This window comes from Photobacterium lucens, from assembly GCF_009873615.1.
GTDB classification, from domain to species: Bacteria; Pseudomonadota; Gammaproteobacteria; order Enterobacterales; family Vibrionaceae; genus Photobacterium; species Photobacterium lucens.
The window spans coordinates 1-20,966 of sequence record NZ_SSMG01000471.1; the positions used below are offsets into that span (position 1 = coordinate 1).

Below are 20,966 nucleotides of genomic sequence, written 5' to 3' on the forward strand. Positions count from 1 at the left end.
CCTGACTCCGATTGAATATCGAAATCAGGCCTTACAAGCCGCTTAACCGAAATGTCCAACTTTATGGGGTCACATCATAGCGGGGCTTTTCATTTCTTGCGGGTAATCATTCTGCTCTTATTGAAAAGCCTCACTGGAAACAGTGAGGCTTTGTTGTTATTTATTAGATATAAAAATAGTGAAGATGATGTGAGGACCTCCTTTCCTATCTTATTTGGCTTTTATCTCTCAAAAAGCGGTGAGCATTGGTAATGATAAATGGGTTACCTCCTTGCTCTGATTTGATAGTTATTGACTAAATTTGCTCATATAAACCTGTATGAAGGATCTCCTTTTGTTGTTGATCACTTTTATTCCGTTGGTATGCACGATAATGCGATACGAAATAAGTGATAAGTACTGAGAAGAATGCGTAAGCAACTAAAAAGGTAATAGGTGAGTGAATTAAGCTACTTGAAAATACCCAAATAACACCACTAACGGTAATAGCTAGTTTAGTGATAACGGCAAGTACTAAATATGTCATAACATATTGAGGTTGGCGTATTGCTTGGTATGCAATGAGATAGCTGGCGCCAACTGCAATAATGGCAAGGCTAAAACCGATGGTAAAAGAGTGGAAATGTTCGGTGAATAATATTGCTAACATTAAAATAATAACGCTGAATATAAGCTTTTTCATACCGATCCCTCTTCTTTACGATAATTGGAATACCTATTAATAGTGAACTCAAAATAGCGTTTTGTATGTGATGGCAAGCGTGAATTTTCAGGAATGTTAAGGCGCATTTTATAAATGTGCAGGAGATCGAATTTTATTGTTGAGGCGTGAGATTGAGTAGATTACAGAAGAAAAAGGGTAACCTGACGGTTACCCTCTAGCAAAGATCGAAACTACTGATCTGCTAAAACAACAGCTATGTTTTTAAACAGAAAGGAATGTTTTTAATTGTGCAAGTACCGCTTCGGCTTGCGGTTGATCTTCCATTTCAACAAAAATACGAAGTAATGGCTCTGTACCTGAGAAACGTGCAATCGCCCAACCACCATTCTTAAAGTAAACTTTAGCCCCATCGGCATAGCTAACTTTTTCGATTTCATAGTCAAAATCAGGCAGTGCTTTTTCTACATAGATCTTGTTGTACAGGCGGTCACGATCAGCCGATTTAAAGGTACAATCGCCTTCTGCTGTATAGGCATAACCAAAGCGTCCGTAGATCTCATCAAGCAACTCAGATAATTTCTTACCGGTAGAGCTGATCATTTCAACCAATAGGCTTGATGCGAATACGCCATCTTTACCTTTGATATGACCACGGATCGTTAGACCACCAGAGCTTTCACCACCGATCAAAGAATCATCGGCTTCCATTTGTGAGCTGATGTGTTTAAAGCCAACAGGCACTTCAAACGATTTCTCACCATAGGCAGCTGCTACTTTATCAAGTAGGTGTGTCGTTGCGATATTACGAACAACTGAGCCTTTCCAGCCTTTGTATTCGAGTAGGTAGTAGTAAAGTAGTAGTAGCACTTCGTTCGGATGAATGAAGTTACCTTTCTCGTCAATGATACCTAAACGGTCAGCGTCACCATCAGTACCAATACCGATGTCATAACCTTCGTTGGCTACGAGGTGTTTCAAACGGTACAGTGTTGCAGCACTTGGTGATGGCATTAAGCCACCAAAGCCTGGGTTTTCACTGTCATTGATCACGTCAACGTCACAACGACCAGTAATTAGGACGGTTTGTAGGGCGTTTTTCGCCACACCAAACATTGGATCGATAAGCACACGTAAGTTAGCTTTTTTGATCGCTTCCATATCGATAAAGTTAATGATCGAATCAACGAATTCGTTCATCGGGTTGATCACTTCAATTAACTTATCGTTTTCTGCTTGCTCAAAATCGACACGCTTGACATCAGCATCGGTTAACACGGCAATTTGTTGCTCGATTTTTTGAGTAATGATCTCATCAGCATCACGACCACCTTCAATGAAGACTTTGATGCCGTTGTAATCGGCAGGGTTGTGAGATGCTGTGATACATGCAGAGTAGGTTGCCCCAGTTTCTTTGGCTTTAAACATTACCACTGGTGTTGGGACAAACTTATTGATGAAGCTACATTTAATGTTGTTGCCTGCTAATACTTCAGCAAACCATGTTGCAGCTTTGTCAGATAGAAAACGACGGTCGTAACCAATAATGAAGCCATTTTCAGTGACTGACTCTTTGATCATGATGTTGGCAATGGCTTGAGCAACTAAACGAACATTGGCTTGAGTAAACTCTTCACCAATGAAGGCACGCCATCCACCGGTTCCAAATTGGATCATGGAGGAACTCCTATTTCTCTCTCAAATTAAAGAGGGGGTGAAATCCACCCCCTAACATTATTAGCCCATTACCACTGTAACAGTGTTTACTGAACCTTCAGCTTGTGGTGCGATTGCGCCTTCAACAGCTTCACCGTTTAATGTAATAGACTTAACGCCTTTGCTTACACCATTCGGGTTTTCAACTTTGATGTTGTATGTTGCACCGCGCCACTCACGTGTTACTTCAAAGCCAGGCCAGTTAGTTGGAATACAAGGATTAACAGTAAGGCCTGCAAAACCAGTTTGTACACCTAGGATGAAGTTAGTTACCGCAAAATATGCCCAACCAGAGGTACCTGTTAACCATGGGTGGTTTGCACGACCGTGATCTTGGTGATCACGACCCATGATGAACTGAACGTATGAGTATGGTTCTGCAATACGTTTTTCGATGATGTCATTTTGGTTGTATGGGTTAAGTGCGTCGTAGAACTTCATTGCACGATCACCACGGCCTAGTTTCGCTTCTGCTACCCATGCCCATGGGTTTGGATGTGAGAAGATAGCGCCGTTTTCTTTCACGCCTTGGTATACGCGAGTTACGAAACCGATGTCATCGTTAGGTGTTGCGAATGATGGTGCATTTAGGTGCAGACCGTATTCAGAGAATAGGTTCTCATCAACTGCATCCATTGCTTTCTCACCACGATCTTGCGATGCCATGCCAGACAGTACTGCTAGGGTATTTGATTCTAGGTGAATACGACCTTCAGTTTGTTGCGCTGTACCGATCTTGTCGCCATCTTTAGTTAGACCACGGATGTACCAGCCACCTTCGTCATCCCATAAGTGCGTTTCACACGCTTCACGAACGTTTGCTGCCATTTCAGTGTACTTAGCAACATCAGCATCGTTACCCTTGTACTTAGCAAGCTCAAGGAACTCTTGCAGAGCCCAGAAGTGTAGGAATGACACCATTGCTGATTCACCGCCACCTAGGTTTAGACAGTCGTTCCAGTCTGCACGTAGACCTTTACAAATACCTGTTTGACCTACGTATTCAGCAGAGAAATCAAGTGCTGCTTTCATGTGCTCATACACGGTTGCATCACCGCCATCCGCATATGGGATCACTTCATCAAGGAAGCTCTCTTCACCTGTCTCAGTGACATATTTACAGATAGTTGGCACGATCCATAGGTGGTCATCAGAACAGGTATCTTCGATGCCGTGGATCTTATCAGCATCACTTGGTGTTGGTACAACTGTTGGCGATTTAGACGGTGCAACATCTGCCATTTCTGGATCGAACCAATCAGGATCGAATAGGTGTAGGCCGTAACCTGCTTTCACTTGACCACGTAGTAAGTCAACCAGACGCTTACGAGTCATTGCTGGGTTTGAGTGAGGTACTGAGATCGCATCTTGTGCGGTATCACGGTAACCAAGGCCTGTACGACCACCAACTTCGATGAATGATGCAAAGCGAGACCAAACCACACAGGTTTCTGCTTGGTATAGTGTCCATGCGTTGATCATGGTATCTAGACCTTCGTTTGGTGACGTCACCTTGAACTTGTTACAACGGCTGTTCCAGTGCTCTTTGATCTCTGCAAAAGCAGCATCAACAGCCGCCACGTCTTGGTATTTTTTACGTAGACGTTGGCCTTCATTTTTACCTACACCCAATACGAAGCTGAAACGCACTTCTTCGCCTGGTTGGATAGTAAATTGCTTGTGTAGTGAGCCACAGTGGTTGTAACAGGTTTGAACGTGGTTAGAACAACGACCTTTCTCAACGGCAATTGGGTTCGCTTCATCACGGTACGCACCGATGAAGGTGTCACGTTGACCATCGTAGCTATCAGGATCAAAGCTTGATGCTAGGTAGTAGTAACCTTCTTTCTCATTCGTGTTGTAGTACAGATCGTATTCAATCACGCCATCTTCATAAGAAGTGCCTGCAGAATACAGACTCATCTGATGGTTTTGGTTATCAGACTGAATGTGGCTGAATGAGAACTCAACAAATGAGAATGCACTGATAGTGCGCATTTCATCGCTGGTGTTTTTGATCACAACGTCCCAAAGCTCAGCATCTTCGCCTTTCGGTACGAATAGGGTTTTGGTTGCTTCAATACCGTTGTAATCACATTTGAATTTAGAGTAAGACAGACCGTGACGTACTTCGTATGTCGCTTCGTCTAGGCTTTTAGCCACTGGCTGCCATGAGATTGACCAGTAATCGCCAGTCACATCATCACGTAGGTAAACATAGTGTCCTGGGCGATCAAATGTTGCGTTCGGACGAAATTTCGTTACGCGATTGTACTCTGGAGATTTGTAGAATGAGTAACCACCTGCGTTTTGTGAAATTACTGTACAGAACTTTTCTGTACCCAAGTAATTTGTCCATGGTGCTGGGACATCAGGGCGAGTGATAACATACTCTCTGTTGTCGTTGTCAAAATAACCGTATTTCATTGCTTTCTAATCCTTAAAAAATTTCACTCTACTGTGCGTGGTTATTCACAGTGGCGGTAATTAATTCCCGCCTTGTCCAGGTAGCTAAGTTGACCTTTTAAACGAGCTCTGAAGTCATCCCAGTTACGATGTTTTGGTTCGCTCCAGCAAATCTCCGAGACAGCTAGTAAGCGTGGGTAAATCATATATTCAAATCGACTTTGGTTATTTACTAATTCTGACCAAAGTGCGGTTTGAATGCCTAAAATGTGCTTCCGCTCAGAATTTTGTTCTGAGAGATCGCTAAGTGGGTAATAATTGTAAACTTTATCTAGTGGTAACTTGCCAGCCCAATCAACCCCAGCTTCATCTGCTGAGTAACCTTGAGCTAGATCGAGGTACGTAGCTTGCGCTGGCTGCATCACAATGTCATAGCCTTTTTGGATACACTCCAATCCAGCCTGTTCACTTTGCCATGAGAAGATGATGGTATTTTTACTGACCTTCTCACCATGGGTTGCTTCTTCCCAGCCCATCATGCGTTTGCCTTTACTTTCAATTAACTCTTCAGCAAAACGCAGTAGGTGACCTTGCAGCTCTTTCGGATCTTGGTAGCCATGCTCAGCCATCAGTTTTTGACAAGCAGGGCTATCTGTCCATACACCAACAGGGACTTCATCGGCACCAATATGGATGTAAGGCGCTGGGAATAACTCACAGACTTCATTTAAGACATTACTAATAAAGCTGTAAGTGCCTTTAAGTGCAGGAGATAAGATGTTATCGCTGTAGTTTTGAATGCTGCGATAAACCGATTTATCTTCCGGATCAATTAACAGATCGGGTAGTGATAAGATTGCAGCTCGGCAATGCCCTGGAATGTCAATTTCAGGAATGATCATGATCCCACGCTCATCGGCATAAGCGATCACATCTTTAATTTCTTGCTTGGAGTAAAAGCCACCATAGCGTTGAGAAATCGTAGTGAACTGCGGCAAAATGGCTTCATTTGGACCACGCCATGCGCCAATTCGAGTAAGCTCAGGGTAGGCATCAATTTCAATTCGCCAGCCTTCGTCATCGGTGAGATGCCAATGGAAGGTATTAAATTTATAGCGAGCCAGTTGATCAATAAGGTGCTTGATACGCTCTACAGGGTGAAAGTGGCGACCACAATCGAGCATCATGCCGCGATAGCCATAATGAGGTTGATCATCAATATCAACCATTGGAATAGCATAGGCACTATCAGCTTTATGTGACGGTAGACTCGGCATTAATTGCAATAGGCTAGACGTCGCATAGACAAAGCCTGCAGCAGAATTGGCTTGGATCCAAATATTGTCGCTTTCAACTAATAGGCGATAGCCTTCATCGGCAATATCTTTATTTAAGGCATAATGAATATTGCCAGTTTGACTTATCGCAATGGATTCATTAGTGCTCTTTTTAAATTCTGCTTGTAGCCAATTAACAGCACCTTGCGCCAGTATTGGTGGCGTCGTAATGGTTGTATGTCGGTTGATGTAAAAATAGCCTTGCAACCTTGCCATTTTGTTTGGCTTTGGGAGCAACGCAATTTCAGCCGCTTGCTCTGGTAGCGGGGTGTTGTAACGCTCAACGGCTGGTTGGTCGAGATCAATACGGCTAATATCGACACTAATAGGCTGGATGAATTCATCCGCTGATGCGATTGAGATGAAAGCATCTAAGATCCCATCATCATAAAGCGTAAATTGTGCGGTACCGACGGTAAACTCAGTATAAAACAGCCCATTTGCCGCTAAATCATCCGTTTGGGTAATCGTGCAGTAACTTCCTGTTTGACTCACTGCACCGTTAGATAAGCTCGCAGGTCTTACATAGCGATTAAATAAAAAATGTAACGACCAATCTTTAAGTGGCTTATCCGTTAAATTATGTAAACTTAAGGCAAAACGAGACTCAGATTCGCTTTTATTAATAACTGTGAAATCAAGGCGGTAACTCATTATTCCCCCTTACAGTTGATATAAATTGTGATTGCCACGAGCCATAGCAATCGCACCATCCATTGCGTCCCCTTGTGGGGTTGCAATGCGTTGTTGCAGAGGTGGAACGAGCCAAGCATGAATGCGCTCTGCAATACTACCCATTAAACAGATCTTATCGGCGCCACGTTGGATCAGGGCGTTCATCCACATTTCAATATCAGCGGCCGTTTGCGATAGCATCTCAACCGCTAATTTGTCACCTTGTGCTGCATGAGCAAAAATACTTGGTGAGAACTGACCGTAATCACAAGGGCGAGCCGTTTTTGACCATGACACGATGTTATCGACATCATGATTAAAATATTCGAGTACAGAGCGTGCCAATGGTGTTTGTTCCACAATGCCATCTACACTTAATAGCACTTGTTGGATCAGGCGTAGCCCCATCACTGCACCACCGCCTTGATCGGAGATCGGGAATTCACGACCGCCAACCACATGTTGTTGACCATCTTTTAATAAGATCCCACAAGAGCCAGTGCCTGCAATTAAGATCGCACCATCTTTACCGCCCCAAGCCCCTAAACACGCACCATAAGCATCAGTGTTTAAGGTGATTGCACCATAAGGATGAGGTTGCTTCATAAAGGCGTACCAAGCGTCTTGTTGCTCAGCCCCAGCAAGGGCAAGTCCAACTGACATTTGACGAAAATGGCTGCTATTAAGTCCTGCTTGCTCAGCTGCGGTAGCAATTGCGTCATTGATTGATGCCATTGCAACACTGCTGCCTAATAAGATATTGGCACTGCCGGTTTTCGCTTCACCTAAGGTGTTGCTATTGATATCGCAAATACGGGCACGACAAGACGTACCACCGCCATCAACGCCCACTAAGTAACGAATATCAGCCATGGTGACGCTCCTTAAATTGCATGGTAATTGCAAGTAAGTACCAGCCACCGTGAGGGATCCACTGTTCCCCCCAACGCCAGTTTTGTAGCATATCGTCCTTTTGGCCCTCAGGATTGAATGCAATGTCTTGTTCGTTTTCAAAGCCTGAAGTAATGCCGTTACAAACCCCACCTTTCGCATTGCTAAAACCTAGATGCGGTAAGTAATCTGGGTTGTTATGACCATGACCATCCAACATACACATGTCATATGGATTTAAGCCAACGATCCAGTTAAGGGCGTGCTGACCATAGTGCATGAGATCTTGACGAAGCTGTGGATCTTGAACGTAATCCTGTGCCATAAAAGCCATGGTTGCTAATGAAGCGAGGCGGGCATTTTCACCTTGCCACCAGTAACCTGATTCATTGTTATGAGCGACAAAGAAAGCAGTTTTCTTGTCGCTATCTACGGCTTTTGTGTATTGGCGTGGATAGTTAAATGGGTTAGTCACTTCTTTCGTGATAGCTAACTCAAAGCGAAGCGCTTGCGCTAATATTTGCTCAATCGGCTGTTTAACCTTGGCATCAGTCTCTGCACTTAAATACTGCATTAGTGCAATAGCAGGTAAGCCTGCTTCTGCAGCATGGAAATAAGGGCGTTCACCATTGTCAGTTGCAGACCAAAAATGTGTCACGGTGTCATCAGACATTTGACGTTTAGCTAAGCGTGTAGCCCACTCACGCATCTCTGTTAGGTAGCGCTCTTGATTGGTACTACGAAATAGCTCAATCGCAGCAAGAAGGGCGCAGTATTCATCAATAATATTTTCGATACCGTCATTTAAGTAGCTAACATTGTGCTGTTTTAAATGCCAGTACCCCATTTCTGCAGCTTGTAGGTAGCACTCAGTATCGAGATCTGAAAATGCACCTAAGCGCTTGCTTGATGCCAGTTGAGCAATACGAGAAATGCTGGCAAGCGCTGCAATAGTGACACCACCACCTTGACGGAAACCTGCTTGGTAATCGTCAGATTTAATGCCTTCTTGGGTTGAATAGGCACAAATCTCACGTTGTTGTGGTGATTTGCTCCACTTGTCGAATACCGTCATGTAGAAATAGCCCTGCGGATCTTGCATTCGCAGTAAGAAATCGGCACCGAATGTGGCTTCTTCAAGTAGACGTACACGGGTGAAATCCGCCACATCTGCTTGTTGATCTAATTCGTCGTAGGCTTTTAGCATGTTCCACACAATCATCGGGGTTTGTTGTGGATTTAAATAATTACTAAAAGATAAGTGGCTTAAGTATTTGCTGACATCACCAGAGGCATCATACCAGCCGCCATGTACGTCAACGGTTAGATCGGATCCTAATAGTACGGCTTGTTGATCGGCACGATCGTAGATACCGCCACAGCGTTGAGATTTGAAGTAATGAAGCACATCACTGAATGTTTGTTGCATTAACACACCTTCAGCAATGGTGAAAACAGTGGATTCACTATTAGCATAGCGAATACGGAACTCACCGATTTGTTGGCAAGCAGAGAAGTCAATTAGGTAAATATTACCGGTATGCCATTGCGCTATGTTGCCATAGGCATGTAATGGCAGCTGCATAATTGTGGTGTTGGTCTGGTTACAGACTAACTCTGCGGTACCTGTTAGAGACTCAGAGTTTGTTTGTAATAAAGCGTGTTTTACGTTGAAACGCTCATAACCCAGATGGTTAGTTAACAGCTGCATGGATCCTCCTAGTGTCGCCAAATAAAGGTGGTTTCAACGTATTGAAACCACCATTTAACAGCTAAGGCGACCAATAACGCGGATAAGTCGTTTTTAGTAACGAGCTATTATTAGTTTTCGTATAAGTAACAACGTACAAAGTGGTTATCAGATAACTGCGTCACACCTGGTAGTTGTTCACGACATTTATCTGTCGCATGAGTACAGCGACCTGCAAATGGACAACCTGCGCTTTCTGGTGTCCATAGTGGGATCTCGCCTTTGTTACCTTTTAGTTTTTCATGGATTGATTTACTTGGATCAGGCACTGCTGATACCAGTAACTGGGTGTATGGGTGTTGTGGATCGTGAATGATCTCTTCCGTATCACCCCATTCAACCATGTGACCGACGTACATTACTGCTAGATCTTCTGCGATATAACGTGCTGTTGCGATGTCGTGCGTGATGTAAAGTAGTGCCATTTCACGTTCGAACTTCATCTCTTCCATCAGGTTAAGAACACCTGCACGGATAGATACATCAAGCATTGACGTTGGTTCATCAGCAAGTACCACTTCAGCACCAACAGCGATGTTACGTGCTAAGTTAACACGTTGACGCTGACCGCCTGATAGCTGGTGGGGGAACTTCGCAGCTGTCGCTTTTGGCGGGATCAGGCCAACTTGCTCTAGTAGGTTGTATACCGTTTCTTCTAGCTCTTTCTTATTGCCTGACTTCACTTTGTTGTGGATCAGCAATGGGCGAGCAATGTGGTGGAAAATAGTATGAGTAGGGTTTAAAGAACCGAACGGGTCTTGCCATACCATTTGTACACCTTGGCGGTATTTCATTAAGTCATCATGTTTAGTGATGGACTGAATGTCACGACCAAAATATTCAATAGTGCCATCTGTTGGTGCATACATCTTTGCGATCATTTTCGCAGTAGTTGATTTACCAGAACCTGATTCACCAACCACAGATAGACCACGGCTTTTGTACATTTTGAAAGATACGTCGTTGATTGCACGCATCTTTGATTTTTTAAGAGAGTTACTATTAACGGCAAAATCTTTGATCAGATTTTTACCTTCAATAATTGGGTTTCCGGTAGGTTTGCTCATAATGCCTCCTAAATACTGCCTATTTTTTATTAACCACGTTTAGTGAATAGGTGGCAGTTTGATAAACGTCCTGGTTCAATTTGAGTTAGCTGGGTTGGCGTTTTAAAACAAGCTTCTGTTGTTTTACTACAGCGAGCTTGGAAGCGACAACCTTGAGGGACTTCAAGTAAGTTCAATGGGTTACCTGGAATACCTGTTAACTTCGTTTTTGGACCAGTCAGCGGAGGGAATGAGCTACCCAAGCCCTCTGTGTATGGGTGGAACGGTGTTTCTAAGATTTCTTTTGATGGCGCAACTTCAATCAACTCACCTGAGTACATGATGCCGATACGGTCAGAGAACTCGACCATTAATGACAAGTCATGAGTGATGAAGAGGATAGAGAAACCAAACTCTTCTTTAAGTGCGTAAATCTTTTGTAGGATTTCACGTTGAACCACAACATCAAGTGCTGTTGTTGGTTCATCCATGATGATCATCTTAGGATTTAACGCCAGTGCAATAGCGATAACCAAGCGTTGACGCATACCGCCAGAGAACTGGTGAGGGTAGTCGCGTAAACGGCTAGGGTGGATATCAACAATTTCTAACAGACCTTCAGCGCGGCGAACAGCTTGCTGACGGGTCATGCTCGTGTGACGCATAATTACGTCACAGAACTGCTCTTCCATTGTTAATACTGGGTTTAGGGCGTTCATCGCACTCTGGAATACCATCGAGATTTCGCTCCAGCGGAATGCTGACATCGCAAGATCTGATTTCTTCAGAATGTCACCGTGGCCATCAAAGATAACCTCACCACCGGTGATGAATGCTGGCGGCTTATGAAGGCGCATCAGTGAGAATGCAACAGTGGATTTACCACAGCCTGATTCACCTGCTAAACCAAAAATTTCACCTTTACCAATGTCAAAGCTGACATTGTTTACTGCGCGTACATCACCGGCATCGGTAATATAGTCAACGCACAAGTTGCGAATTGAGATTTGTGGATTAGTCATTATTTTTCTCCCCCTTGTAGGGCTGGCTGAGGAGCTTCCACAGCGTCTTGTGCTTTTTCTGCTTTAGCATTTTCTTTTGCTAAGTTTTTCCAACGGCGCATGCCTTTGTGAGAACGTAATTGCGGGTTAGCGATTTCATCGACAGCAAAGTTCAGAAGAGCAAGACCAATCGCAATCAAGGTTAGTGCAAGACATGGTGCTAATAGCTCCCACCAAGCGCCAACAAGCATTGAAGATGACGTTTGTACGTTGTACAGCATCACACCCCAGCTGATGGTGTTTGGATCACCTAGACCTAAGAATGACAGTGTTGCTTCGGTCATGATTGCAAGCATTACTGAACCGATGAAGCTTGCGCCTACGATTGAGATCAGGTTTGGCAGAATTTCAACGAAGATAATGCGCCATGATGATTCACCTAATACTTCAGCCGCTTTTACGAACTCTTTTTCACGTAGCGATAGGGTTTGGGCACGAACAACACGTGCACCCCATGCCCAGGAGGTCATGGCGATAACCACCGCAATGGTCATTGGACCTGCTTGACCGATAAAGGCTGCGATAACGAACAGCAGTGGGAGCTGTGGCATTACCAGCATGATGTTCATCGCTGCTGTTAAGATTTCATCAACCTTACCGCCAAAGTAACCTGCTGAAATACCAATGATCGTTGCTAAGAAACACACCATTAGACCCGCACCGAAACCTACCGCTAGTGATGTACGAGCACCGTATACAAGTTGTGACCAGATATCACGACCCATACGAGAGGTACCTAATACGTGCTCTGCATCTTTAGACATCAGCAGGGTACGCTTATTGGTTGCTAAGTTTTCAGCCACCCAACCTTCAGGATTTTCTTGTGCAGCTTTTACAACAAATGCTGGGTATTCGTGTGGTTTACCTGTTCTTTTATCTGGGTTGTGCTCAGTAATAAACGGCGCAAAGATAGCAGCTAGGATAAAGACACTGATGATACCTAGGCCAAACATTGCCTTAGGGTTACCTGATAATAATTTAAATAAGGCTTTCATAATTATTTGCCTCCTTTACGTAGGCGAGGGTCAAGCACAACGATCAGGATGTCGGCCATGAAGTTAAAGAACAGCATGAACATAGTCATAATAAGTAGCTGGCCTTGAAGAACTTGGTAGTCACGAGAGTGGATTGCGTTAAGCATCACCGTACCAAGACCTGGGTAGTTAAAGATGATTTCAACAATCAGCTGACCACCGATAGCCATACCTAGCGCCATAGAAAGTGCGGTTACACTTGGTAGCATTGCGTTACGTGCTGCGTAGTTGAATACCACACGGTTTTCGCTAAGGCCCTTACCTTTAGCCATGGTGATGTAATCTTCGTTTAGCAGGTTGATCATGTTGTTACGCATGTTGATCAAGAAGCCACCAATCTGAATTACCGTCGCACAGAATAGTGGTAATGCGGCGTGGTACATCACGTCTTTGTAGAATGCCCAGCTCGTCCAATCAGGAACAACGCCAGGGGTAAATGCGTTACCAGTAGGGAACCACTGTAAGCCAATAGCAAAGGTAAACATTACTAGCATTGCGATAACAACCGGTGGTACCGCTTGTACAACTAGCATACCCGGAGAGATGAATGCGTCATAAGTACTGCCGCGTTTCCATGCCGCGAAAATACCTAGTACAGAACCAATACAGAAAGAAAGGATTACTGCAGAGCCTGCTAAGAATAGAGACCAACCTACAGCGCCACCTAGCAGTTCATTAACTGATAGAGGATAAAATTTGATAGAAGTACCTAGGTTCCACGTAAATACGTTAGCTAGGTAAGAAAAGTATTGTTCATACAATGGGCCATCAACAAAGCCTAATAGCTTTTTCATGGCTTCGATACGCTCAGGAGTTACCTGCGCAGTTGCGTTTGCGAACATCATGGTAACTGGGTCACCAGGCATCGCACGCGGAATAATAAAGTTTAGCGTGGCCGCGAAAATTAGCGCGACAAAATAAAACGATAAACGACGTAGAAAAAATCCCATAACTCACACCTTACACATCCAGCTTGCCTTCCTGAGCTGAATTCAGGACGTAAAACCCCCTGACGCAAGGCGCCATACCTTTTATAGAAGAAAGGATTTGAGGGGAAGAGGCGGTGCACAAGGTGTGCACCGCAAATATTAAGCAGAAATTATGCTTTTGGTTTTAGATCCAGTACTTGAAGTAGACGCTCAGGAACACCTGCCCATACCATTGGACGGCCTTGAGGGTTCTTCTCGTTCCACCAACCAGTGAAGCGAGTTTCGTTGTATTGGAAGTTGTTCGCACCAGACATTACTGGGATTGTTACTTGGTTCTCAGCAATGATCTTCTGGATACCGTGAGCAATCTTCAACTGCTCAGCTTTGTCTGCTGTCTTGTAGAAGCTGTCTAGTAGCTTGTCTAGCTCTGCATTCTTGAAGTAGTGCATTGCGAAACGAGGCATACCGTCGCCAGACTGTAGACGTGAGTTGTACGCACTATCCCAGTATAGGTGTGGATCTGCACCGTGGAAGTAGTTTGTGTAAGCTACGTCATAAGTACCGTTTAGCATTGCTTCGTTGTAAACAGCGAAGTCAGGAGTACGAGCTTTCGCGTTGATACCCACTTCTTGAAGCTGCTCAACACCTAGCTGTACAGTGTTGTTGAAGTCAGTCCAACCGTTTGGAGATTGAACTTCAAGCTCGATCTTCTTACCAGTTGGTGTTTCTACGAAACCGTCACCGTCAGTATCTTTAAAGCCAGCTTTCGCTAGAAGTTCTTTAGCACCTTTCACATTGTAAGTGTTGAATGCTTTGTACTTGTTGTGTACTGCTTCATCAGACCAAGTTTTGAAACCATCGCCTAGGCCAGATGCGTAGTCGTTTGGTGTACCCGCACCGTAGAACGCGATGTCGATGATTGTTTGACGGTCGATAGCCATAGAGAACGCACGACGGAAATCAACATTGTTGATTGCTTCTTTGTTACCTTCTTTAGGCGACTTGAAGTTCAACATGAATGACTGAGTGCCCGCTGCTGGGTACCAGTATTTGTGATTAGGGTTCGCAGCTGCGTATGTGCTGTCGATGTCAGGAATGAACGATGAAGTCCAATCTAGCTCAGAGTTGATGATCTTAGTTAGTAGCTGATCGTTGTTTGCGATCTGAGGTACACGTAGACAGTCAACTTCTAGGTTAGCGTTATCCCAGTAGTTAGGGTTACGACACTGAACGTATAGTTGAGGAGTAAAAGTATCGATCTCAGTAAATGGACCAGTACCTACTGGGTTTTCGTTAGTGAAAGTTGTTGGGTTTTCAACTTTGCTCCAGATGTGCTTAGGAACAACTGGTACGAAAGAAATTTCAAATGGAACGTTAGAGTTTGCTTCAGTTAGAGAGAAGATAACTTTGTTACCGTCTTTCTTCACTGATTTAACCCACTTGTTGATACCACGTTGGTCTAGCTCTGGGTTCTTCTTCACTAGATCGAAAGAGTATACAACGTCATCTGCAGAGAACGCTTTACCGTCAGACCACTTAACGCCGTCACGGATTTCGAACGTTACTTGCATTAGGTCGTCAGACATGTAGTAGTCTTTCGCCAAACGCATTACTGGCTCGTTACCTTTCATTTGGTTAAATACAACGAGCGGCTCGTAAACGAACTCAGTTGTTGTACGAAGGTTAGTCGCTAGGAATGGGTTAAAGTTACGTACCATTGTAGGGTAAAAATCTGGTACGACTGTTAGCTGGCTTTTTTCTGCTGCTGAAGCGACTGGTGCTGTGAAAGCGGTTGCTGCTGCAACAACTGCAAGTGCTAACTTAGTTTTGTTAATATTGGCAAGCATAGCTGTTCCTTACTCTTTGCTCTGTTTCACTTAATGGAAATTAAAGTTTGCTCCATCATTGGAGCCCTCGAACCTACTTCAACGGAACTGAGTAACGCTGAACCGATGAATGGCCTTGTAAGCTCTCAGTGGCTTAAATATTCTCCGTAATCGCTAAATCGTCAATCTGGCTTCCCGTTAAAAACGTTAAAACTTCTAAAATCCACGTCAAAAACGTTAATTTCTGATTTTTACACCGCTTTCAGCTTAATGTTAAATGTGTATTACATCACATTTAACTAGCTCGTAAGGTAAATAGTACGATTAAAAGCGGTTGCTTTAAGTTTTTGATTTTTAATGTTTTTATTTGGGTTTTTAGATGTTTTTCTATGTAATACATATTTTTTGTACCGTTTTTTCTGTGCGGAAAATTTATCGTCTAAGTTTGTTGTGATTCGCTTCTCATAAACAAAAACTAATTCCTCTTAAGGTCTTTTAAGAGTGCTTTTTTGCAAAATTGGCTTAAAAGTAAGCAGAAATAAGAGTGTGATTTAGGTCATTTTTACGTTTTTTAATGAGATTTTTTCTTATTTAAAAAAACGAATTTATAAGACTAAAGGATAATGTTTTTAGGCTAGAAATAAGTGAGTATGTCGTCGGTTATTGTCGCTGTGAGTCTGTTTATTTGGTCGATTAAGGGGATGTTGATGCTGTCGCTATGATGAAGTAAAGATGCCGAGAGTCATTATAGAGATAATAAAAAAGGCTCCCAAGGAGCCTTTATAGAGTGATAAATAATTTAGCTGGTACTAATGGTATGGTGCAGTTTATCACGCATGGTGGCGAGCTCTTGACGTGCAGCTGTTGGTTGATGACAGCGTTCAAGAACATAATCCATGGTGTTAATCACTGTGCGCCAGCGTGGCGTTTTAGGTAGCGTTTCAATATGAAGGTATTTATCTAGAGTACGCGTTTGTAACGTACTACGGTCTAGATAAACGCGCCATAACCCACTTTCTTCTGCTAGTTCAAATTTGGTTTTATTTGATTCGCTTTCCCAGAGTTCAAGGGTGTTCTTCATTGAATCAACCAGTAATTCTCGAATTTGTTGCCCTTTATTTTGACTATTGCTATCGAGCTTGTCTGCCAGTCGAGTAAACTCACCGCCCAGTTCACGCAGCTGTTGCAGGTTGTTTTTATCACCGTTAAAGGCAAATTCAGACAACATATCTACTGCATTTTCGAGTAAACCTATACGGTGATCCGCCGATGGCCCTTGACTGTCGAATACGAACATCTGCTTTAGCCCAGACTCTTGTGGCAAATTAATGATATCGGTTGACAGTGTTTGCACTTGCTCACCGATCAGGAAGCTTAATTTCCCATTGTAATGGTGGCTCTCAGTGATGGTGTCTGGTAATTCAGCCGCTAAAATATCACTTAGTGTATGGCGCTCTAGCTGCTCAGGTGGGCGTTTAAATAACTTACCTGCAGCACTGTTGACGTAACGAATCCGGCCTTCATTTTGGACACAAATGATCGCTTCTGTGGTGGAATCCAATAACCCCAGTAAACGGCTTTGCGCTTCAATTAAGCTGATTTCTACTTGCTCTCTGCGATGGATTTCTTGCTGCAAGCTGTGGTTCTTTTGCTTTTCATGCTCAGTCTTACTCGCTTGTAGGTAAGCTTGAATACGTGCAATGAGCTCTTCTTTATTAAAAGGCTTGGTTAAATAGTCATTAGCGCCACACTCAAAGCCTTTAATGCGATCTTGGATCTGTCCTAAGGCTGATAGCATCATGATAGGCAACTCAAAAATAGAGTATTGTTTTCTTAGGGTTGTACAAACTTCATAGCCACTCATTTCTGGCATCATAATATCAAGCAAAATCAGATCTGGACGTTGCTCTTCCACCATTGAGAGTGCTTGTGGACCACTTTCAGCCGTTTTCACTCGATAACCTGCTAAACGTAAAAAGTTGTTTAGGATCTGAAGGTTAACAGGCTCGTCATCAACAACTAGGATCAAGTCACCATTCGGGTTTTCTGGTAAATTACTACTTTCACAACTGCTTGAATCTAATGACGGTGCTTGGAAATGTTGGCTGGTGGACTCATGAGAAATCGCATTAATTTGCGCCTCTGTCGCCAGATTCAAGGTAAAGCTAAAGGTGGTACCGACCATTGGCTGGCTGCTGACGTATAAGCGACCGCCCATTAATTCAATCAGTTGGCGGCTGATTGATAGCCCAAGCCCAGCCCCTTGACGATAATTAGCCGAGCCAGAATTTGCTTGGATCAAGGGCTCAAAGATATGCTCAAGCTGCTCACTAGGAATGCCTTGACCTGTATCGACGACTTGTACTCGTAATTGCTGCTCAAGCACAGTGGCAGAGATAATAATTTTCCCTTCAGATGTGTACTTAATCGCATTACCAACAAGGTTGTATAGCACTTGTTCTAGGCGTTGTTCATCGGCATCAACCAGTGGTAAATCCGCTGGTATTTGGTTAATGATACGTACTGGTTTATTACCTAATAGGTGGCTTGAAAGCTCTAAAACCAAACGAACAGCTGCTGATAGATCAATAGCATGGCGATGAATATCAAGATCGCCATAACGCATCTTGTGATAATCCAGCAGATCATCAACCAAGTTCGTTAAGCGTTGCCCACTGTTGATCAGCATTTCAAGCTGACGACGCTGCGGATCTTGCAGTGGACCATTAGCGCCTGCCAATAATGATTCTGCAATACCGACCATACCATGAAGTGGTGTACGCAGTTCATGGGACGTCGTCGCCAGAAATTCATCTTTTAGTTTATCTGCGGTTTGTAGCTCATCATTTTTCTGCTGAATAATCTTAAGGCTTTGTTCTAGCTCGTCGTTTTGGGTTCTGATCAAACTGATTTTTTCGCGAATAGAGCGTTGCATGCGAGAGAAACTGATCGCAAGGCGGCCAATTTCATCACTACGTTCAGTGCCTTCAATAACCTGATCCAAATCACCACCAGAGGCTTTCTCTGCTGCCCAAGTTAAACGCAACAATGGCGCAGTGATTGAGTTGGAAAGTAGGTGAGAAACAAATATCACTAAGAGAATGGCAGTGATCATGCCAATGCCAAAGATTTTCTCTAACTCGGTAATGCGAGCAAAGGCTTCTTTCTCTGGTAATTCAACCACTAATGCCCATTTGTTCCCTAAAATATCGAGCGGCGAAAAGGCGCTGAGTACAGGAATGTGATTGTAGTTTTTAAAACTACCCACCCCTGATTTTCCTGCCAATGCTTGGCTAATGCTCTCACTTTGTAAGGTTTTAGGTAAATCGGCTTCTGCTGAAAAACGCAGCTTATGATCTTGACCGATCAGCAGCGTTTGGACGTAATTAGCATTGTTACCCAGATCTTGAATAAGCTCAGAAATGGCTTTGTTACTTAGCTCCATAAACACGTAACTGTGCAAATAGCCTTGCTGAATAATAGGAGCGGCAAACCATGCTGTTGTATCACCATGATTAGCTGTTTGGCTGAAATCGGTAAACGTAACAGGTACTTGATCGGGTTGTTTTTGGCTTAGTTTGGTTTTTTGCTTAATGGTTTCAAAGGTCTGCTTTAGCGCAGGTGATGCTTGCTGATTTTTAAGCAAGTTAATGCCAAATAAGCTGTGATTATGGACGGAATAAACCACGTTGCCTGACAAATCAACCAACATGATGTCTTTGAAATCAGAGCGTTTTAGATATTCTTTATAAACCGCATTATAGCGCTTATACATCAAACGATAACGTTCATGCCCAACATAGGTCGTCTGGTTGTTGTTATCGTTTTTCTTGGTCAGGGTTTGTGAGAAATAATTCGCACGCCCTTGCTCGGTAAGCTGAGGTTCGATATTGCCTAGCTGATGATAAGCACCCACAAGGCCATAAAAACGACCGCCACTGTTATTGGATAATTCTGAGCGAGCGAAACTCTTCACCTCTGATTCTTTAGCGGCAAAAAAGCTGTAGAGCTGCTTTTGCTTGTTATCGCGTAAAGAGGCTAAGTGATTGATGCTTTGTGCAGCGAGATCTTTGGTATGTGAGTTGAGGAAATATAAGGCTGATAAAACCAAAGGGGTGATGCTGAGCACAATAAAAGCCAACATTAACGTATGTTGGAGACGTTTAAATCGCGTAGTATTCTGCATTCCGGTGCCTGAATAATATGATTGTAATACGATCTGAATTGCGGATTAGGGATTCACGTTAAATTGTAAGGCAACGATATTGATGTCGTTTTGACAATTTTTCCGTTCGTTAGCCATCACTAAGTCCATATTTATTAATATGATACTTTTACACTGGGTTGTTTAGAGGGATCAAGTATTACAGTAAGGAAGCGTGGGTAAAAACACAGAATTAACGTTTTTAACGGAGTAAAAAGGGTAAAAGAAAGGGCGAAACACTGTCGCCCTTACGATAATCACGTCAAAACTAAATTAACGATTATTTGGTTGCGGCGTAAATATTGAATTTGTTGGTTTTAGCAGTAATTTCGCAATGACCTAGGCTTGCTTCAATCAGAGGTGGATATTGTAAGAAGCTATTTGCCACAATCACCATTTGACCTTGAGGGTTAAGGTATTGTGGAGCTTGTTCAATAAACTGCTCGGTTGCCGCATAGAAGGTTTTTAATCCTGCGTGGAACGGTGGGTTACTGATCAAGAATTGGTAAGGGCCGGTTAGGGTTTTATACACGTCAGTTGCAGTGAACTTGCTTGCTTCTAGGTTATTTACCTTAAAGGTCTCTTTCGCTGATTCAATCGCAAGGGCACTAATGTCGCAAAGCTCTAGATCGATAGCTGGATATTTGGCTTTCATTACAGCGCCAATCACACCTGCACCACAACCAAAATCCAGTACTTTACCGTGTAGACTCGGTAAGTTATTGAGCAGCAATTCAGAGCCTTTATCAAACTCACCATGGCTAAATACACCAGGTAATGAGCGAACAGTTAGCTGTACGCCTGCAATATCAATAGGGTAGCTACGGAACCAATCAGCAAGGTTAAAAGCTTTAGGCGTGTTATCACAACGGCCCCAATAGAAGCTGCAGCGACGTGCTGAGTCGTATTTTGTCAGTGGGCCATATTCTGCAAACAGTTTTTCTGCGCTGCGTACCCCAGAGCGGTTTTCACCAACGATACACACTTCAACCCCAGTACCAAACTTAGCAAGTAGCATGGTCATTAGGTATTCTGCTTCTGCTTTTGCTTTCGGCCAGTAAAGCAAAATCATATCGATATCTGGCGTCTCAGTAAGTTCTGCTCCGAAGTAACTACTTACATTGCTAAAGCGTTGAATGTCATTGAAGAAGCCATAGTTAGTGGTAAACACCGACACCGTTTGTGCTGTTTGGCACAATTCTGATGCGAAGGTATCACTTAACTCGCCAGCGATAAGGACTTTACGATTTTCGAAAAACTCAGATTGACGAGCAACGACCTGGCTCGCGGCGCAATAAGACATGTAACTGGCCTCAATGTAGACATCATAAATTTGGGGGCGAATTGTTCCATATTTATGAGCGGTTGGAAAGAAATCTACAGTGCTGGCCAAAGAGAGAGATAAGAAAATGCCGCTTTCAATCAACTAT

At 43.5% G+C, this 20,966-nt stretch carries 13 protein-coding genes; all 13 read right to left on the bottom strand.

Annotated features, from left to right (window positions below):
- Positions 1–295 precede the first annotated feature (295 nt).
- The 13 genes from E5A76_RS19220 to rsmC all read right to left on the bottom strand — a co-directional run bounded on the left by E5A76_RS19220 (position 296) and on the right by rsmC (position 20,839).
- Positions 296–682, bottom strand: coding sequence for a hypothetical protein (locus tag E5A76_RS19220; RefSeq protein ID WP_161119902.1), 387 nt, complete (start codon positions 680–682; stop codon positions 296–298).
- 243 nt (positions 683–925) lie between these two features.
- On the bottom strand, positions 926–2,338 hold the full coding sequence (locus E5A76_RS19225) for a phosphoglucomutase/phosphomannomutase family protein (RefSeq protein WP_161119903.1): 1,413 nt from the start codon (positions 2,336–2,338) through the stop codon (positions 926–928).
- Between the two features lie 60 nt (positions 2,339–2,398).
- Positions 2,399–4,804, bottom strand: a complete 2,406-nt coding sequence (locus E5A76_RS19230) for a GH36-type glycosyl hydrolase domain-containing protein (RefSeq protein WP_161119904.1) — start codon at positions 4,802–4,804, stop codon at positions 2,399–2,401.
- A gap of 41 nt (positions 4,805–4,845) precedes the next feature.
- Positions 4,846–6,774, bottom strand: coding sequence for a beta-N-acetylhexosaminidase (locus E5A76_RS19235; protein WP_161119905.1), 1,929 nt, complete (start codon positions 6,772–6,774; stop codon positions 4,846–4,848).
- A gap of 9 nt (positions 6,775–6,783) precedes the next feature.
- Positions 6,784–7,668 (bottom strand): N-acetylglucosamine kinase, encoded by an 885-nt coding sequence (locus E5A76_RS19240; protein WP_161119906.1) that lies wholly within the window; start codon positions 7,666–7,668, stop codon positions 6,784–6,786.
- Complete coding sequence (locus tag E5A76_RS19245; protein ID WP_161119907.1) at positions 7,661–9,397, bottom strand: glycoside hydrolase family 9 protein; 1,737 nt, start codon at positions 9,395–9,397, stop codon at positions 7,661–7,663. The genes E5A76_RS19240 and E5A76_RS19245 overlap by 8 nt, the downstream gene beginning before the upstream one ends.
- Before the next feature lie 110 nt (positions 9,398–9,507).
- The gene (locus tag E5A76_RS19250; protein ID WP_161119908.1) at positions 9,508–10,503 is read right to left on the bottom strand and encodes an ABC transporter ATP-binding protein; all 996 of its coding nucleotides are present in this window, start codon (positions 10,501–10,503) and stop codon (positions 9,508–9,510) included.
- A gap of 29 nt (positions 10,504–10,532) precedes the next feature.
- A complete protein-coding gene (locus E5A76_RS19255) occupies positions 10,533–11,504 on the bottom strand; it encodes an ABC transporter ATP-binding protein (RefSeq protein WP_161119909.1) in 972 nt (323 codons plus the stop codon).
- The gene (locus E5A76_RS19260; protein ID WP_107166856.1) at positions 11,504–12,538 is read right to left on the bottom strand and encodes an ABC transporter permease; all 1,035 of its coding nucleotides are present in this window, start codon (positions 12,536–12,538) and stop codon (positions 11,504–11,506) included. Before E5A76_RS19260 ends, E5A76_RS19255 begins: the two co-directional genes overlap by 1 nt.
- 2 nt (positions 12,539–12,540) lie before the next feature.
- On the bottom strand, positions 12,541–13,527 hold the full coding sequence (locus E5A76_RS19265; RefSeq protein ID WP_053987966.1) for an ABC transporter permease: 987 nt from the start codon (positions 13,525–13,527) through the stop codon (positions 12,541–12,543).
- Between the two features lie 149 nt (positions 13,528–13,676).
- Positions 13,677–15,353 carry an ABC transporter substrate-binding protein gene (locus E5A76_RS19270; protein WP_053987965.1) on the bottom strand — a complete coding sequence of 559 codons (1,677 nt, stop codon included), beginning with the start codon at positions 15,351–15,353 and terminating at the stop codon, positions 13,677–13,679.
- Between the two features lie 778 nt (positions 15,354–16,131).
- Positions 16,132–19,518, bottom strand: coding sequence for a response regulator (locus tag E5A76_RS19275; protein WP_237459300.1), 3,387 nt, complete (start codon positions 19,516–19,518; stop codon positions 16,132–16,134).
- Positions 19,519–19,816: 298 nt separating this feature from the next.
- A complete protein-coding gene (gene rsmC / locus E5A76_RS19280) occupies positions 19,817–20,839 on the bottom strand; it encodes a 16S rRNA (guanine(1207)-N(2))-methyltransferase RsmC (protein WP_053987963.1) in 1,023 nt (340 codons plus the stop codon).
- Positions 20,840–20,966: the final 127 nt, after the last annotated feature.